General features: G+C 69.7%; 20 protein-coding genes. 10 read left to right on the top strand and 10 right to left on the bottom strand.

The annotated features are described in order from the left end of the window. The first annotated feature begins 47 nt into the window (after positions 1 to 47). The 4 genes from ACOCEP_RS30305 to ACOCEP_RS30290 are packed head-to-tail and all read left to right on the top strand — an operon-like array spanning position 48 to position 3,812. Positions 48 to 1,016 (top strand): adenylate cyclase, encoded by a 969-nt coding sequence (locus ACOCEP_RS30305; RefSeq protein ID WP_482332515.1) that lies wholly within the window; start codon positions 48 to 50, stop codon positions 1,014 to 1,016. Positions 1,017 to 1,018: 2 nt separating this feature from the next. Beyond that, positions 1,019 to 1,993 carry a hypothetical protein gene (locus tag ACOCEP_RS30300; protein ID WP_482332514.1) on the top strand — a complete coding sequence of 325 codons (975 nt, stop codon included), beginning with the start codon at positions 1,019 to 1,021 and terminating at the stop codon, positions 1,991 to 1,993. Further along, positions 1,990 to 3,183 (top strand): adenylosuccinate synthetase, encoded by a 1,194-nt coding sequence (locus ACOCEP_RS30295; RefSeq protein WP_482332513.1) that lies wholly within the window; start codon positions 1,990 to 1,992, stop codon positions 3,181 to 3,183. The genes ACOCEP_RS30300 and ACOCEP_RS30295 overlap by 4 nt, the downstream gene beginning before the upstream one ends. Beyond that, positions 3,180 to 3,812: an NUDIX hydrolase gene (locus tag ACOCEP_RS30290; RefSeq protein WP_482332512.1), complete on the top strand. Its 633-nt coding sequence runs from the start codon at positions 3,180 to 3,182 to the stop codon at positions 3,810 to 3,812. The genes ACOCEP_RS30295 and ACOCEP_RS30290 overlap by 4 nt, the downstream gene beginning before the upstream one ends. Before the next feature lies 1 nt (position 3,813). Here the strand turns inward: ACOCEP_RS30290 and ACOCEP_RS30285 are convergent, their stop codons facing one another. From ACOCEP_RS30285 to ACOCEP_RS30275, 3 genes are all read right to left on the bottom strand, one after another. Further along, on the bottom strand, positions 3,814 to 4,572 hold the full coding sequence (locus tag ACOCEP_RS30285; protein WP_482332511.1) for a D-Ala-D-Ala carboxypeptidase family metallohydrolase: 759 nt from the start codon (positions 4,570 to 4,572) through the stop codon (positions 3,814 to 3,816). 329 nt (positions 4,573 to 4,901) lie between these two features. Further along, complete coding sequence (locus tag ACOCEP_RS30280) at positions 4,902 to 6,605, bottom strand: AMP-binding protein (protein ID WP_482332509.1); 1,704 nt, start codon at positions 6,603 to 6,605, stop codon at positions 4,902 to 4,904. 40 nt (positions 6,606 to 6,645) lie between these two features. After that, positions 6,646 to 7,488: a crotonase/enoyl-CoA hydratase family protein gene (locus tag ACOCEP_RS30275; RefSeq protein WP_482332507.1), complete on the bottom strand. Its 843-nt coding sequence runs from the start codon at positions 7,486 to 7,488 to the stop codon at positions 6,646 to 6,648. A 129-nt stretch (positions 7,489 to 7,617) separates the two neighbouring features. Here ACOCEP_RS30275 and ACOCEP_RS30270 point away from each other — a divergent pair, with 129 nt between their 5' ends. Then, entirely contained in the window at positions 7,618 to 8,505 is an 888-nt protein-coding gene (locus ACOCEP_RS30270) for an alpha/beta fold hydrolase (RefSeq protein WP_482332506.1), read from the top strand. Then, the gene (locus ACOCEP_RS30265) at positions 8,495 to 9,049 is read left to right on the top strand and encodes a GNAT family N-acetyltransferase (RefSeq protein WP_482332504.1); all 555 of its coding nucleotides are present in this window, start codon (positions 8,495 to 8,497) and stop codon (positions 9,047 to 9,049) included. The genes ACOCEP_RS30270 and ACOCEP_RS30265 overlap by 11 nt, the downstream gene beginning before the upstream one ends. Here ACOCEP_RS30265 and cobA read toward each other — a convergent pair. The 6 genes from cobA to rpmB all read right to left on the bottom strand — a co-directional run bounded on the left by cobA (position 9,037) and on the right by rpmB (position 11,734). Continuing rightward, complete coding sequence (gene cobA / locus ACOCEP_RS30260; protein ID WP_482332502.1) at positions 9,037 to 10,254, bottom strand: uroporphyrinogen-III C-methyltransferase; 1,218 nt, start codon at positions 10,252 to 10,254, stop codon at positions 9,037 to 9,039. The genes ACOCEP_RS30265 and cobA overlap by 13 nt on opposite strands. Positions 10,255 to 10,308: 54 nt before the next feature. Next, entirely contained in the window at positions 10,309 to 10,716 is a 408-nt protein-coding gene (locus tag ACOCEP_RS30255) for an ankyrin repeat domain-containing protein (protein ID WP_482332500.1), read from the bottom strand. A 64-nt stretch (positions 10,717 to 10,780) separates the two neighbouring features. Beyond that, on the bottom strand, positions 10,781 to 11,029 hold the full coding sequence (rpsR, locus tag ACOCEP_RS30250; RefSeq protein WP_016334059.1) for a 30S ribosomal protein S18: 249 nt from the start codon (positions 11,027 to 11,029) through the stop codon (positions 10,781 to 10,783). Continuing rightward, the gene (gene rpsN / locus ACOCEP_RS30245; protein WP_016334058.1) at positions 11,026 to 11,331 is read right to left on the bottom strand and encodes a 30S ribosomal protein S14; all 306 of its coding nucleotides are present in this window, start codon (positions 11,329 to 11,331) and stop codon (positions 11,026 to 11,028) included. Before rpsN ends, rpsR begins: the two co-directional genes overlap by 4 nt. Then, positions 11,331 to 11,498, bottom strand: coding sequence for a 50S ribosomal protein L33 (gene rpmG, locus ACOCEP_RS30240; protein WP_005149953.1), 168 nt, complete (start codon positions 11,496 to 11,498; stop codon positions 11,331 to 11,333). Before rpmG ends, rpsN begins: the two co-directional genes overlap by 1 nt. Then, a complete protein-coding gene (gene rpmB / locus ACOCEP_RS30235) occupies positions 11,498 to 11,734 on the bottom strand; it encodes a 50S ribosomal protein L28 (RefSeq protein WP_005149951.1) in 237 nt (78 codons plus the stop codon). The genes rpmG and rpmB overlap by 1 nt, the downstream gene beginning before the upstream one ends. 84 nt (positions 11,735 to 11,818) lie before the next feature. Here rpmB and mrf point away from each other — a divergent pair, with 84 nt between their 5' ends. Genes mrf through ACOCEP_RS30215 form a run of 4 tightly spaced genes read left to right on the top strand, consistent with a single transcriptional unit; the run spans position 11,819 to position 14,554 of the window. Further along, the gene (mrf, locus tag ACOCEP_RS30230) at positions 11,819 to 13,072 is read left to right on the top strand and encodes a ribosome hibernation factor-recruiting GTPase MRF (protein WP_482332497.1); all 1,254 of its coding nucleotides are present in this window, start codon (positions 11,819 to 11,821) and stop codon (positions 13,070 to 13,072) included. Then, complete coding sequence (locus ACOCEP_RS30225; RefSeq protein WP_034306403.1) at positions 13,069 to 13,326, top strand: type B 50S ribosomal protein L31; 258 nt, start codon at positions 13,069 to 13,071, stop codon at positions 13,324 to 13,326. Before mrf ends, ACOCEP_RS30225 begins: the two co-directional genes overlap by 4 nt. Then, entirely contained in the window at positions 13,326 to 13,484 is a 159-nt protein-coding gene (rpmF, locus tag ACOCEP_RS30220; protein WP_016334054.1) for a 50S ribosomal protein L32, read from the top strand. Before ACOCEP_RS30225 ends, rpmF begins: the two co-directional genes overlap by 1 nt. After that, a complete protein-coding gene (locus ACOCEP_RS30215) occupies positions 13,481 to 14,554 on the top strand; it encodes a GTP-binding protein (protein ID WP_482332495.1) in 1,074 nt (357 codons plus the stop codon). Before rpmF ends, ACOCEP_RS30215 begins: the two co-directional genes overlap by 4 nt. 76 nt (positions 14,555 to 14,630) lie before the next feature. Here the strand turns inward: ACOCEP_RS30215 and ACOCEP_RS30210 are convergent, their stop codons facing one another. Further along, positions 14,631 to 14,927, bottom strand: coding sequence for a hypothetical protein (locus ACOCEP_RS30210; protein ID WP_125794207.1), 297 nt, complete (start codon positions 14,925 to 14,927; stop codon positions 14,631 to 14,633). Between the last annotated feature and the right edge of the window lie 2 nt (positions 14,928 to 14,929).

Here is a 14,929-nt window from a genome sequence, read left to right as displayed (position 1 = left end):
TACCCACCCCCTTGCCATCCGAAGTAAGAGTCGTCTAGACTCAAACTATGCTCACCAGGGAAGACGCCATGAAGGCGGTCGAGGACGCGGCCGACCCGGCCGCATTGTTCGCCCGCCATCACTACCGCGAACTGGCGGCCGTGCTCCACCCCGACCGCAACCCCGGCGACGCGCGGGTCCACCGGGCGGCGGCCATCCTCAACCGCCTCCACGACGAGTGGAAGCGGGCCCGACGGCAGACGGTCACCACGGCGACCGCGGCCTACACCCTCGTCGCACCGCACGCGGTGGGCAGTGTCGCCACGACCTACCGGACCACCGGCCCGCATCTGGTCAAAATCGTCCGGGATCCGGCGCTCAACCCGCTGATCCACGCCGAATGGGAGGCGTTGCGCGTCCTGGACGGCTTCACCGAGCGGCACCGGTGGCTGCGCCCCTACTACCCGCGATTGCTCGACACGTCGGGCGCCGTGGCCAGGGGCGATCGAGCGTTCAGCGTCCTCGATCCGCTCATCGACGGCTTCCTCACCCTCGCCGAGGTCAAGAAGGCCTACCCCGGTGGGCTCGACGGCCGCGACTACGCCTGGATGCACCGTCGCCTCCTGCGTGCCGTGGCAGGCGCGCATCGGGCGGGAGTGGTCCATGGCCATCTCACCGCGGACAACGTGCTCGTCCATCCGGACCAGCACGGCATCGTCGTCGTCGGGTGGTCCTTCGCCGTCGAGGACGGCGTGCTCCCGCTGGCGGCGGACAAATCCGTCCACTATCCACCGGAAGTCCACAAAGGACTGCCGATGACCGCGGCCACCGACGTCCACATGCTCCACCGCTTGATGCTGGAACTCCTGGCAACGGGCGAAACCCGTCAGCGCGAGTTCGCGGCGTGGTGCACCCAGGACGTCCCGGCACAACGACCCGACGCCACCGATCTGCTCGACGAGTACGACCAGCTGCTCGCCGAGCTCTACGGCCCCCGCACCTTCCGACCGTTCACCATCCCCGAGACAGGAGCCTGACCATGGGACACGGACACTGGGACGACAACGCCTACGCCGCCGCGAAGACCTTCCGGAAGGCCAAGGGCGAGGACGATTTCGGCTACACCGCCGATCTGCGTTCCAAGCCCGCGAAAGACTGGAAGGTCGCGCCGGCGCTCGACCCGCTGAACGCCGTGCGGGAATGCCGGGATTCGGCCGACCACACCGATTCGACGCCGATCGCGGTGCTGTTCGACGTCACCGGTTCGATGCGCCGGGTGCCGCGGATCATGCAGGGCAAGCTCGGCAAGCTGCACGGCCTGCTGAAGCGCCGCGGCTATCTGGCCGACCCGCAGGTCCTGTTCGGCGCGATCGGCGACGCCGACAGCGACCGGGTCCCGTTGCAGGTCGGCCAGTTCGAATCGGACAACCGGATGGACGAGCAGCTGCGCACGATCTTCCTCGAAGGCGGAGGCGGCGGGCAGAAGAGCGAGTCCTACGAACTGGCCGCGTACTTCATGGCGCGCCACGTCGTGACCGACGCGTGGCAGAACCGCGGCCGCAAGGGCTATCTGTTCATCATCGGTGACGAGCTGAACAAGCCCGCGCTGGAGGCCCGGCACATCCGCCGGGTGATCGGGGACGACGTGCGGGAGGACATCGACCCGGCCTCGGTGTACCGCGAGCTCGCCCGCAAGTGGCACGTCTACTTCGTGCTGCCGAACCAGTCCTCGTACTACAACGACCCGCAGATCGGCGAGCACTGGAGCGATCTGCTCGGCCAGAACTTCCTGAAGCTGGACGACCCGGGCGCGGTGTGCGAACTGATCGCGGCCACCATCGGGCTGGAAGAGCGGGTGGTCGACGTCGACCGGGCGCTCGCCGACCTCGCGGACGTCGGCTCGGTCGCCGAAAGCAAGGCGGTCGGCAAGGCGCTGGCGAAGCTGGGCACCAAATCGGTCGTCACCTCGGCCGTGCCGGAGCCGGACGGGCCGAGCGACGTGGTGCTGCGATGAGTCTCCTGGACGGTCACGTGGTGGTGGTCGGGCTCGGCTTCGGCGACGAAGGCAAGGGCGCGGTGGTCGACGCGCTCTGCGCCGCCCGGCCCACCACCGCCGTGGTCCGCTTCAACGGTGGCGCGCAGGCCGCGCACAACGTCGTCGTGGACGGGCGGCACCACACCTTCAGCCAGTTCGGGGCGGGCACGTTCGCCGGCGTGCCCACCCATCTGTCACGGTTCGTCCTGGTCGAGCCGTTCGCGCTGGCCGGGGAAGCACGGCGGCTCGAAGCGGCAGGCGTCCGGAACCCGCTCTCGCTGCTGAGCGTGGACGGCCGGGCGTTGCTCACGACGCCGTTCCACATCCACGCCAACCGGGCCAGGGAGGAGGCCCGTGGCGTGAACCGGCACGGCTCGTGCGGGAAGGGCATCGGCGAGACCGTCTGGTACTCGCTGCTGGCGGGGGCCGCGGCGGGTGAAGTGGTGGAAAACCAGGAGGTGATCGGGACGCCGGGGGACGCACCCACGGTCGCCGACTGCGCCACCCCGTCGGTGTTGCGGCGCAAGCTGGACGCGCTCGCGCGGTTCTACGCGCCGCTCGCCACGCCACCGCACGGTGTGGACGAACTGGTGGCGCTGTACCGCGACTTCGCGGACGCGGTGCGGATCACGGGCGGGGACGAAACGGGACGGCTGGCGGATTCCGGGCGGCTGGTGTTCGAGGGAGCGCAGGGGGCTCTTCTCGACCAGTACCACGGGTTCCATCCGCACACGACCTGGTCGACGACCACGCCGCACAACGCCCGCGCCTTGCTGGGCGGACGTCCGCACACCGTCATGGGAGTCACGCGGACGTACCTCACCCGGCACGGCGCGGGGCCGTTGCCGACCGAATCCGCCGCCGTACTCGCCCGCTTTCCCGAGCGGCACAACGAAACCGGCGAATTCCAGGGCGCGTGGCGGGCGGGCCATCTCGACGCGGCCCTGCTCGACTACGCGATCGCGGCCTGCGACGGCGTGGACGCGCTCGCGGTGACCCATCTGGACGCGACCGGGCTGAAGGTCGTGCCCCGTGACGGCTCCACGGCCGTCGACCTGCCGGATCCGCTGGCGTGGTTCGGCGAGCGGCTGCCGGTGGCCGTCGCCGGGTACGGTCCGGACAGGGCCGGTTACCGGGTCGCGGAGGCACGGTCGACAATCAACGCGTGATCGATTCGACGCCGGTGTCCGTTGACGTGCTCGTGGTGCGGTTCGCCCCCGGCACCCGGAACGTCCTGTTGGGGATCGCGCCGCGGGCGGCCGAGCCTTTCGAGGGGGAGCTCGCCTTGCCCGGGGTGCTCTTGGGCCTCGGGGAACGGTTGAGGGAGGCGGCGAGCCGGGCGGTGGTCGGCAAACTCGGTCTCCCGCCCGACGCGGTCTCGGCGACGGGACAGCTCGCCACCTTCGACGAGCCGAACCGTGACCCGCGTGGTCCCACGCTCTCCATCGCCTTGTGGGCCACCGTGAATCCCGCGCTCGACGTCCCGGGGAACGTCGTGTGGGCGCCGCTGGACGAGGTCCCGCCGCTGGCGTTCGACCACGACCGGATCGTCGCGGACTGCCGTCCGATGCTGGCCGAACGGCTGTGGCGGGACGTCACCTTCACCGCCGGGCTGCTGGGCCCGATCTTCACCACGGCACAGGCGCTGGACGTCACCGAAGCGTTGACCGGGGACCGCCCCTATCCGGCCAATCTCGGCCGGACGATGGAGCGGGTCCCCGGTTTGCGGCGTACCACCGAACACGCGGCCGCCCTCCCCAAGGGAGGACGGCCGCCGTCGCTCTGGCGCTGGGAGTGACTCAGATCCCGCAGGAGGACGCCGACCAGAACCGCGTCGACCGGTGCGCCACGTGCGTGTGATCGTTGTGGCCGGGGTAGCCCGGCCCGAGGATCTCCGCGAACCCGTGGTTACGGGCCTGCTTCGCCAGCCCGCAGAAGCCCTGCGAGCCGGCACCGAGATCGACGGCGTCACCGTAGAGGTGACGGCTGTTGGTCGCGCCGCCGACCGCGTTGTTGCAGGCGACGCTGCGGAAACCGCCGTTGACGTCGATCGGCCGGTCGCCCATGGCGTGCCGCATCGCCTGCAGCTTCCACATCGAGATCAGCGCGTTGGCCTTCGCCGTCGCGGCCGAGACGTTGCCGCCCGACCAGTCGGAGTTGCACCGGTTCAGTTCGGCGTAGGTGAAGTTGACCGGCGTGCAGTCGTCGTCCTGCAACGCGTAGAGCTTCGAGAACGTGGCCGATCCGGCGATACCGTCCGCGGCCAGCCCGTACGCCTGCTGGAAGCGGGTGACCGCGGCCTTGGTGCCCGCGCCGAACTGACCGTCGATGGCGAGCACGCCCCCGTAGCCGGGGTACCCGGCCACGCGGATCTGCAGCTGCCGGACGTCCTCACCGGACGCGCCCTGGGACAACGTGCGTCCCCAGGAGTAACAGGCGTCGGCGACGGACACCTCGCCCGCCGTCACCGGACCAGGATCCGCGGCGGCCGGCGCGGCCACCGCGGTACCGAGCCCGGCCACCAGGGCGAGCATCGGCAGGAGGAAACGAATGCGCATGACAGGAACACCTTTCAAGGCAGGGAAGGTGAGACCCGTGACCCCCACGGGTTGTCAACGATTCACTGCACGGGATGCTAACGCGGTTCCGGTTACCGCACTGTGGGTCGTTCGACCCACACGCCCTGTCGCGCCCGGTGACTCACGCGTGCTTGAACACGGAACTCGCGTGTCTGGAGTCGTAACTCGCGTGCTTGGAGACGTAACACACCGGCTGGGTGAGTTACGCCTCCAAGCACGCGAGTTACGCCCTCAAGCACGCGAGTTACGCCCTCAAGCACGCGAGTTACGGCTCCAATCACGCGAGTTCCGTGTTCGGGGCCGGGGCGTCAGCCCTTCAGCTGCGGGAAGTCCTCTTCGCGGAACTCCCCTGCCGGACGGCCGTCGGCTTCGTTCTCCCGGCCGCGCAGTTCGACCCGCCGGATCTTGCCGGAGATCGTCTTCGGCAGGTCGGTGAACTCGAGCCGCCGGATTCGCTTGTACGGAGCCAAATGTTCCCGGCAGAAGGCCAGGATGGACAGCGCGGTGTCCGCTGTGGGCTCGTGCCCGTTCGCCAGGACGACGTAGGCCTTCGGCACCGCGAGCCGGATCGGGTCCGGCGCCGGGACGACGGCGGCTTCGGCGACCGCCTCGTGTTCCAGCAGGACACTTTCCAGTTCGAACGGCGAGATCCGGTAGTCCGACGCCTTGAAGACGTCGTCCGTCCGCCCCACGTAGGTGATGTAGCCGCGTTCGTCGATCGATCCGACGTCACCGGTGTGGTAGAAGCCGTTCGCGAAGGCCGCGGCGGAGCGTTCCTCGTCGTCGGCGTACCCGGCCATCAGGCCCACCGGCCGCTTGTCGAGGTCGAGGCAGATCTCGCCCTCCTGTGCCCGTTCGCCGGTGACGGGGTCCACGAGCGCCACGGTGAAGCCGGGCAGCGGGCGGCCCATCGAACCCGGCACGACGTCCTGGCCGGGGGTGTTGGCGATCTGGACGCTGCTCTCCGTCTGCCCGAAACCGTCGCGAATCGTGACACCCCAAGCCTTTTCGACCTGGTCGATCACCTCGGGGTTGAGCGGTTCGCCCGCGCCGACCACCTTGCGCGGCGGCGTCTTCAACACGGTCAGATCGGCCTGGATGAGCATCCGCCACACCGTCGGCGGAGCGCAGAAGCTCGTGATGCCACACCGCTCCATCTGCGCCATCAGCGAGACCGCGTCGAACCGCGCGTAGTTGTAGAGGAACACCGTCGCCTCGGCGTTCCACGGCGCGAAAACGTTGCTCCACGCGTGTTTCGCCCAGCCGGGTGAGGAGATGTTGAGGTGGACGTCGCCCGGTTCGAGACCGATCCAGTACATGGTGGACAGATGGCCGACCGGGTACGAGACCTGCGTGTGCTGAACCAGCTTCGGCTTCGCGGTGGTCCCCGAGGTGAAGTACAGCAGGAGCGGGTCTTCCGCCGCCGTCGGGCCGTCGGGGGTGAAGGTGTCCGCTTCCTCGTAGGCGTCCACGAAGGACCGCCAGCCCTCGACCGGTTCACCGACGGCGATACGCGTGTAGCCGCCCTCGACGTTCTCGAACTTGTGCGCGTCGACGGACCGGATCACGACGTGTTTCGCCGCGCCCCGCTCGACCCGGTCGGTGAGGTCCGCCGGGCCGAGCAGGGTCGAGGCCGGGATGATGACGGCGCCCAGCTTGATCGCGGCGAGGATCGTCTGCCACAGCTCCCCCTGGTTGCCCAGCATCAGGATCAGCCGGTCGCCCCTGGCCACGCCGAGCGAGCGCAGCCAGTTCGCGACCTGGTTGGACCGCCGCGCCATCTCCGGATAGGTCCAGCGGTTCTCGATGCCGTCCTCTTCGACGATCCACAGCGCGTACCGGTCCTGATTGGCCGGGTCGGCCGCGACGACGTCGAACCAGTCGAGCGCCCAGTTGAACTCGTCGGGCCGGGGCCAGGTGAAGTCCCGAGAAGCGGTTTCGTAGTCCTCGCGATGGGCCTGCAGATAGTCCCGTGCCTCGCGGAACGTGCGGTATGCCTCCGAAGCGCTCACGATCGTCCTCCTGGTCCGCTGGTTGGGCCGCCGGTTCTTTCTACTCCCCCTTGAACTCGGGCGCGCGCCGCTCGAGGAAGGCCTGCACGGCCTCGCCGAGGTCCTTGCTGGGCAGGAACGCCGCGTTCCAGGCCGAGACGTAACGCAGGCCGTCCGCGACCTGGCGTTCGGTGTTGGCCGAAAGCACGTTCTTGGTCCCCTGAACGACCAGCGGCGGGTTCGTCGCGATCTCCGCCGCCAGCTTGCGGGCCTCGGCCAGCAAGCTGTCCTGATCCGGGTGGACGTCGTTGACCAGGCCGATCTTCTCCGCGCGGGCGGCGTCGATGTCCTTGCCGGTCAGAGCCAGTTCGCGCAGGTGCCCCTCGCCGACGATCGGCGCGAGCCGCTGGAGGCTGCCGAGGTCGGCCACGATCGCGACCTTGACCTCGCGCACGCTGAACTTCGCGTCGGCGCTCGCCAGCCGGATGTCCGCGGCCGCGACCACGTCGACGCCACCACCGATGCACCAGCCGGAAATGGCCGCGATGACCGGTTTGCGGCATTCCGCGATCGAGGAGACGCTCGCCTGGAGGGTCTTGACCTCGTCGAGGAACTTGGTCCGCGGGCCCGCGAGGGCGTCGCCGCCGAGCATTTCGCCCCAGCTGGGCATCATCGCGGGCAGGTCGAGCCCGTAGGAGAAGTGTTTGCCGCTCCCGGTGAGCACGACCGCCCTGACCTGCGGGTCCGCGTCGAGCGCCCGGAAGACGATCGGCAGCTCACGCCAGAAATCGGGGCCCATCGCGTTGCCCTTGGACGGACCGAGCAGCGTCACTTCGGCGACGTGCCCGTCGATCTCCACCTTGAGCGAAACGAGATCGGGAAGACTGTCAGCTGTAGCGGTCATGGGGTCATCTTGACTCATGTGATTGACAGGCTGCCAACGGCCACTGTGCCACGGTAGCCGCGAGATGCTTTCCTGATACCGACGAGTACTACCGGTGAGTACCGACGATCGACGAAGGGACGGTGGGACATGAGCCCGGCCAGCAGCGCCACCGCGGTCGCCGACCTGCCCGCTCCGAGCACCACGCGCGGGCGCGAACGATCTTCCCGGCCGATCGAACTGTCGGGGTCCTTCACCCATGAGGGTCACCGGCTCGCTTACACCGAGTTCGGCTCCGGTGACCGGGTGGTCGTCCTCACCCACGGCATCATGCTGACGAGGCGGATGCACGCCCCGCTCGCCCGCAGGCTGGCGCGCGCCGGTTTCCGCGTGGTGACCCTCGATCTGCTCGGGCACGGCGATTCGGATCGGCCCACGGAATCCTGGCTGTACTCGATGCCCGCGTTCGCCGAGCAGACCGTCGCGCTGCTCGACCACCTGGAGATCGACGCGGCCGTCGTCGGCGGGACGTCGCTGGGCGCCAACGTCGCGCTCGAGGTGGGCGTCGCCACGCCCGAACGCGCGCTGGGCCTGGTCGTCGAGATGCCCGTGCTGGACAACGCGATCGTCGCCGGGCTGATCACGTTCGCGCCGCTGCTCATGGCCGCCCGGTTCCTGCCGGTGACCGTGCAGGGCGTGGCGCTGGCGGCGAAACTCGTCCCGCACGGCAACCAGTGGGTCGACGTCGTCACCGACACGCTGTCCCAGCAGCCCGCGCCGATGGCCGCGCTCCTGCACGGCGTGCTCTTCGGCCGGATCGCGCCGCCCAAGTCGATCCGGCGGAAGATCGAGACACCGGCCCTGGTCATCGGGCACGAGCGCGATCCGATCCACCCCTTCGGCGACGCGGACACGCTGGCCGCGGACATGCCGGCGGCCGAGTTCGTCCAGGCCCGCAGCCCGGTCGAGCTGCGCTTCGACCCGACCCGCCTGACCGAAGCCATCGCGGACTTCTCCGCGCGCTGTCATGACCGCTGACCCGGCGCCGGTCCGCGACGCGGAGGAACTGCGGACCGGGCGGCTGCTCCTACGCCGCCCGGGCCCCGAAGATCTCGACGCGATCTTCGTGCTTCACACCGACGCCGAGGCCTGCGCACACAACCCTTCGGACCTGCTGGAGACGCGCAAGGAAGCGGAACTGCTCCTGCTTCGCTGGACGCATCAGTGGAATCGGTACGGCTTCGGGTACTGGACGGTCCGCCGCCACGACTCCGCGGAGACACTGGGTTTCTGCGGGGTGAAGGTCGTCGGCTTCCGGGGACACCCGGTGCTCAACCTCTTCTACCGCCTTTTTCCCGCGACCTGGGGTGCCGGATACGCCGGCGAGGCCGCCACCGCGGCGGTGGGCTGGGCCCGCGTCCACCGGCCGGACGACCTCGTGATCGCCCGTGTCCGGCCGGAGAACGTCGCGTCGCAACGGGTGGCGCTGCGGGCCGGGCTGGTCCGCGCGGAGCACCTCGACACCCCTGGCGACGACGGGACCGACTGGTTCTACGTCTCGGACCCCGGCTACGAGGGCTGAGCCAGCCCCGCCACCGGCCCGAAGACGATCACCGCGGGCGGCCGCACCCCGGCCGCCGCGGCGTCCTCGACCACCTTGTCCAAAGTGGAGCGGAGCACCCGTTGCGTGCGCATGGTGCCGTCCTCGACGATCGCCACCGGCGTGTCACCCGGCCGCCCCGCCCGCAGCGCCTTGGCGAACAGCGGCAACCGCTCGACCCCCATCATCAGCACGATCGTGCCGCGCATCTTCGCCAGCAGATCCCAGTCCACCAGCGACTTCTCGTCGTCCGGCGCGACGTGCCCGGACACCACGACGACCTCGTGCGCGACACCGCGGTGGGTCACCGGGACGTCCGCCGCTGCGGGAACGGAGAACGCGCTCGTGATGCCGGGGACCATCGTCACCGGGATACCCGCTTCGGCACAGGCGAGGACCTCTTCGAAACCGCGGCCGAACAGGTACGGGTCGCCGCCCTTGAGCCGCACGACGAACTTGCCGGCCTTGGCCCGCTCGATCAGGGTGGAGTTGATCACGTCCTGGCTGGCGGCGCGGCCGTACGGGATCTTCGCGGCGTCGACGATCTCGACGTGGGGCGCGAGTTCGTCGAGCAGTTCGCGCGGGGCCAGCCGGTCGGCGACGACGACGTCGGCCCTGGCGAGGAGACGGCGGCCGCGGACGGTGATCAGGTCCGGGTCACCGGGGCCACCACCCACGAGGGCGACACCCGGGAGTTCGTCATGGGCGTCCGGTACCCGGCCGTCGGCGACGGTGCCGGCCCGCAGGCCGTCGAGGATGCTGTCCCGGACGGTGGCCGACCGCAGCGGCTCGCCGCCGGAAAGGACACCGACCAGAAGACCGCCATGCCTGCCGGACGCCGGGGTGACCGCGCTGCCGAGGTCCCCGTCGTCGGCGCGGACACAGAACACCCGCGCGCGTTCGGCCTCGGCGCACACGGCGGCGTTGACCTCGGGGTCGTTCGTGCACGCCAGCGCGTACCAGGCGTCGGTGAGGTCGCCCTCGGTGTAGCGGCGTTCGTGCCAGACGATCTCGCCGGCGTCGGCCATGGCGCTCACCGACGGCGTGGTGTGCGGCGAGACCAGTTCGACCCGCGCGCCGGCGCCGATCAGCCGGGGCAGGCGGCGCTGGGCGACCGTCCCGCCACCGATCATCACGACACGACGGCCGGCCAGGTCGAGGCCGGAGAGGTAATGCGGGTCATCCATGCGGGGCAGTGTAAGGATTCAGCGTCCCGGACCGCGATCCGAGTGAGAACCGCCTCAGCTCTCCAGCAGCGCCAGCAGTTCGGTGTTGCCGAACATCCTGGCCGCGTCGATCGCCGACGGCTCCCCCGCCGTCGCGTCCGCGCCGCCCTTCAGGAGCGCCTTCACGACCTCGGGCTCGTTCTTGAACACCGCGCCGGCGAGCGGGCTCTGGCCGCGGTCGTTCTCGCGGTTCGGGTCGGCGCCGCGCTCGATCAGCGCCGCGACGGTGTCCGCGTGCCCGTGGTAGGCGGCGAGCATGACCAGCGTGTCGCCCCGGTCGTTGGTGAGGTTCGCCGAGACCCCCGCGTCGACGTACGCGGCGATCTCGGCCGTCGCGCCCGAGCGGGCGAAGCCGAACACCTTGGCCCACAACTCCAGCAGTTCGGGGTCGAATTCCTCGGCCTGTCCGGGGTTCTCCGTCATGGGGCCGATTCTTCCACACCGAACGCGGTCCGGGCGGCGCGTCGCACCGCCCGGACCGGCGGGGTCAGCGCCCCGCGTTGGGGTAGGGCAGCAACGCCATCTCGCGGGCGTTCTTGATCGCCGTGGCGACCTGTTTCTGCTGCTGGGGCGTCAGCCCGGTGACGCGGCGGGCGCGGATCTTGCCGCGGTCGGAGATGAACTTCCGCAGCAGGTCGGCGTCCTTCCAGTCGACCTCGGTGATCTTGTTGGCGTGCAGGAGGTTCGTCTTGCGCTTGTACGGACGGTCGCGGTTCGGCTTGCCCATCGCGCTCACCAGCTCGACTTCGTGACGCCGGGCAGTTCGCCGTTGTGCGCCATCTGCCGCATGCGGACCCGCGAGAGCCCGAACTTCCGCAGGTAGCCGCGAGGGCGCCCGTCGGCGGCGTCGCGATTGCGGATCCTGGTCGCGCTGGCGTCGCGCGGCATCGCCTGCAGGGCCGACACGGCGGCCGCCTTCTCTTCGGGCGACGCGGAGGGCGAGGCGATGGTGGCCTTCAGCTCACGGCGCCGTTCGACGTAGCGGGCGGCGACGACCTTGCGCTGTTCGTTCTTGGCGATCTTCGACTTCTTGGCCATCAGCGCTCCTCCTTGAACTCGACGTGCTTGCGGGCGACCGGGTCGTATTTGCGCAGCACCATGCGGTCCGGGTCGTTCCGGCGGTTCTTCTTGGTGACGTAGGTGTAGCCGGTGCCGGCGGTCGAGCGGAGCTTGATGATCGGCCGGATGTCGGTGCTCTTGGCCATCAGAGCTTCACCCCTTTCGCGCGGAGCTCGGCCACGACGGCTTCGATCCCCCGCTTGTCGATGGTCTTCATGCCCTTCACCGAGACCCGCAGCCGGACCCAGCGCCCTTCGCTCGGCACGAAGTACCGCTTGGCCTGCAGGTTCGGCTCCCAGCGCCGGGACGTGCGCCGATGCGAATGCGACACCTGCTTCCCGTAACCCGGTTTGCGGCCGGTGACCTGGCACACGGCGGACATACACCCTCCCAAGTTGATATCGGTTGTCGTTTTCATTTACTCTACACAGCCGAACCCGAACGCCCTCGACGCCCCGGAGCTTCAGTGACCGACAACCCCCGCGTGCCCCTCGTCCTGATCAGTGGCCTCGCACCGGGACCGAACGCCGACCTCGCCGAGCGGCTGCGCCTCGCCGAACCCGGCACCGCCGTCGTGCATCACGACCTGAGGCAGATCCACTCCGGAGTGGTGCGGCGGCGGATCCGGCTCGGCGACCGCGACCAGCTGACCGTTCTCGAACTGGCGCACGGCTGCGTCTCCTGCACCTTGCGCGAAGATCTGTTGCCGCTGCTGCGCAAGCTCTCGCAGATGCCGCAGGTGCGGCGGATCGTGGTGCGGCTCGACGAGGCGATGGAGCCCGAGCCGGTCAGCTGGGCGCTGCACAACGTCCTCGTCGGTGAGCGTCCGGTGATCGAGGACGTCGACCTGCGGGCCGTGCTGACGGTCGTCGACTGCGCGGGCTGGCTGGGCGACACCACCGGCGACGACACGCTGGCCGAGCGAAACCTGCTGGCCAGCCCCGAGGACGAGCGCACCGTCGCGCAGGTCGCGTTGTCCCAGGTCGAGTTCGCCGACCTGCTCGTCCTCGCCGGCGCGGCGACCGACGCGTGGTCCGCGGCGAAGGCCTCGGCGGTGCTCGACCGCGTCGCGCCGTCGATCCCCCGCGTCGAACTGTCCTCGGTGGACGGAAGGACCGTGCTCGACGCCGTCCCCGCCGATGCCCGGCGCGGCGAGGTCACCGACATGCACGGGCCGCTGCTGCGCGGCCAGCCGCCGTTGCACACCGACTGCGGGATCGGGCTGCTCACCTTCACCTCGCAGCGCCCGTTCCACCCGGAGCGCCTCCACGACGCGATCGACGTCCTGCTCGACGGAGTCGTCCGCACCCGGGGACGGCTCTGGGTGGCGAGCCAGCCGGACATGGCGCTGTGGATCGAGTCGGCCGGCGGCGGTCTCGGCGTCGGGCACGCCGGGCCGTGGCTCGCCGCCCCGGACGGTCCGGCCTGGGCCGCCGTCTCCCCCGAACGCCGCACCCTCGCGTCCCTGCGCTGGGACCCGCTCTTCGGCGACCGCGCGCAGGAACTGGTCGTCGTCACCGATCAGGCCACCCCCGACGAGATCGAAGCCGCCCTGAACGGGGCGCTGCTGACCGAGGAGGAACTCGCCGCCGGTGAGCAGGAATGGCTCCGCTATCCGGATCCGTTCGGCGAGTGGCACGAAGAACCGTGTGAGGACACGGAAACCGACCCCGAGAAGCACGACGTGAACGCGTCGAACCGAAAGGACGAAACGCAGTGAAACCGGGTATCCACCCCGACTACCACCCTGTGGTGTTCAAGGACCTCTCCACCGGGGACGCCTTCCTGACCCGCTCCACCGCCACCTCCGAGCAGACCATCGAGTGGAGCGACGGCAACACCTACCCGCTGGTGAACGTCGAGATCAGCTCGTGGTCGCACCCGTTCTGGACCGGCAACCAGCGGATCATGGACAGCGCCGGCCAGGTCGAGAAGTTCCACCGCCGCTACGGCCGTCGCGGAGGGTCGAAGTAATGGCCGTCCCGAAGCGGAAGATGTCGCGCAGCAACACCCGGTCACGTCGCTCGCAGTGGAAGGCGGCCGTACCGGATCTGGTGCCGATCAAGGTGAACGGCGAGACGAAACTCGTGCCGCGCAAGCTGATGAAGCATTTTCACGAAGGTGGGAAGTGACGACGCCGGTCACGGTGCTGTCCGGCTTCCTCGGTGCGGGCAAGACGACCGTGCTCAACCACGTCCTCGCCAACCGCGACGGGCTGCGGGTGGCGGTGATCGTGAACGACATGAGCGAGGTCAACATCGACGCCGCGCTGGTGCGGGACGGGAACAGCCTGTCCCGCACCGAGGAACGGCTCGTCGAGATGACCAACGGCTGCATCTGCTGCACCTTGCGCGACGACCTCCTGGAGGAGGTTTCGCGGCTGTGCGAGGACGGGCGGTTCGACTACCTGCTCATCGAATCGAGCGGGATCTCCGAGCCGATGCCCGTGGCGGCGACGTTCTCGTTCCTGGATTCCGCGCGGCTCGACACGATGGTGACCGTGGTCGACGCGGTGAACTTCGAGCGGGAACTGGCCACCGGGGACGCGCTGACCGAACGCGGGCTGGACCAGTACGACGGGGACGAACGGACGGTCAGCGACCTGCTGATGGACCAGATCGAGTTCGCGGACGTCCTCTTGCTGAACAAGGCGGACCTGGTCCCGGCTCTCTCCCTCGACCGGCTGACGGCGGTGTTGCGGCGGCTCAATCCGGCCGCCGAGGTCGTCGTCGCGACCCACGGCCGCGTCCCGCTCGACCGGGTGCTCGGCACCGGTCGCTACGACATCGAGCGGGCGCAGGAAGCACCCGGGTGGGTGGCGGAACTCAACGGTGATCACGTTCCGGAGACGGAGGAGTACGGGATCTCCAGCGTCGTTTTCCGCGCCTCGGCGGCTTTCGATCCGGAACGGCTGTGGGACTTCGTCGGGCGGCTCGACACCGGGGAGTTCGGGACTGTCCTGCGGTCGAAGGGGTTCTTCTCGCTGGCGTCGCGGCCCGGGGTGACCGGGCTGTGGTCGCAGGCGGGTTCGGTCGCCCGGTTCGAGCCGCAGGGCGTCGAGGAGACGCCGCGGCAGGAACTGGTGTTCATCGGTGTGGGGCTGGAGAAGGACGCGCTGCTGGACTCGCTCCAGGCCTGTCTGGCGGGCGGCCCGGCGAGCGCGGATCCGTTCCCGGAGTGGGAAGCGGTGCACGTCCACTGAAGTACGTGAAGGCCCCCTTCATTGCGTCTAGCGCAGTGAAGGGGGCCTTCACGTACTTGGGCACGATCGGCGAACGTCAGTGGTCGTCGTAGTGGTCCCCGTGCGCGGCGTGGCGGTGGCCGTCGTGCAGGTAGTCGACGTGGTCGCCGTGCGGCACCGCGACGTGGCCGCAGCCCTCCCCGTGGGCGTGGTCGTGCCCCTGGTGCGGGATGTGGTCGCCGGTCTCGCACTCGTCGAAGTGTCCGTCGTGGGCGCGGTGCAGGTGCCCGTCGTGCACGTAGTCGACGTGGTCGCCGTGGGGTACGGCGACATGGCCGCATCCTTCACCGTGAGCGTGCGTATGGCCGGCGTGTTCGGTGTGCGCGGCGGTCATCA

The sequence above is a fragment of the Amycolatopsis sp. CA-211722 genome, from assembly GCF_056828465.1.
This window is presented reverse-complemented; position numbering and strand designations above follow the sequence as displayed.

Excerpts from the sequence above, each read along its gene's own strand:
- ACOCEP_RS30305 (WP_482332515.1), top strand. The coding sequence starts at position 48 with ATGCTCACCAGGGAAGACGCCATGAAGGCGGTCGAGGACGCGGCCGAC.
- ACOCEP_RS30300 (WP_482332514.1), top strand. The coding sequence starts at position 1,019 with ATGGGACACGGACACTGGGACGACAACGCCTACGCCGCCGCGAAGACC.
- ACOCEP_RS30295 (WP_482332513.1), top strand. The coding sequence starts at position 1,990 with ATGAGTCTCCTGGACGGTCACGTGGTGGTGGTCGGGCTCGGCTTCGGC.
- ACOCEP_RS30285 (WP_482332511.1), bottom strand. The coding sequence starts at position 4,572 with ATGCGCATTCGTTTCCTCCTGCCGATGCTCGCCCTGGTGGCCGGGCTC.
- ACOCEP_RS30275 (WP_482332507.1), bottom strand. The coding sequence starts at position 7,488 with ATGACCGCTACAGCTGACAGTCTTCCCGATCTCGTTTCGCTCAAGGTG.
- ACOCEP_RS30270 (WP_482332506.1), top strand. The coding sequence starts at position 7,618 with ATGAGCCCGGCCAGCAGCGCCACCGCGGTCGCCGACCTGCCCGCTCCG.
- ACOCEP_RS30265 (WP_482332504.1), top strand. The coding sequence starts at position 8,495 with ATGACCGCTGACCCGGCGCCGGTCCGCGACGCGGAGGAACTGCGGACC.
- cobA (WP_482332502.1), bottom strand. The coding sequence starts at position 10,254 with ATGGATGACCCGCATTACCTCTCCGGCCTCGACCTGGCCGGCCGTCGT.
- ACOCEP_RS30255 (WP_482332500.1), bottom strand. The coding sequence starts at position 10,716 with ATGACGGAGAACCCCGGACAGGCCGAGGAATTCGACCCCGAACTGCTG.
- rpsN (WP_016334058.1), bottom strand. The coding sequence starts at position 11,331 with ATGGCCAAGAAGTCGAAGATCGCCAAGAACGAACAGCGCAAGGTCGTC.
- rpmG (WP_005149953.1), bottom strand. The coding sequence starts at position 11,498 with ATGGCCAAGAGCACCGACATCCGGCCGATCATCAAGCTCCGCTCGACC.
- rpmB (WP_005149951.1), bottom strand. The coding sequence starts at position 11,734 with ATGTCCGCCGTGTGCCAGGTCACCGGCCGCAAACCGGGTTACGGGAAG.
- rpmF (WP_016334054.1), top strand. The coding sequence starts at position 13,326 with ATGGCCGTCCCGAAGCGGAAGATGTCGCGCAGCAACACCCGGTCACGT.
- ACOCEP_RS30210 (WP_125794207.1), bottom strand. The coding sequence starts at position 14,927 with ATGACCGCCGCGCACACCGAACACGCCGGCCATACGCACGCTCACGGT.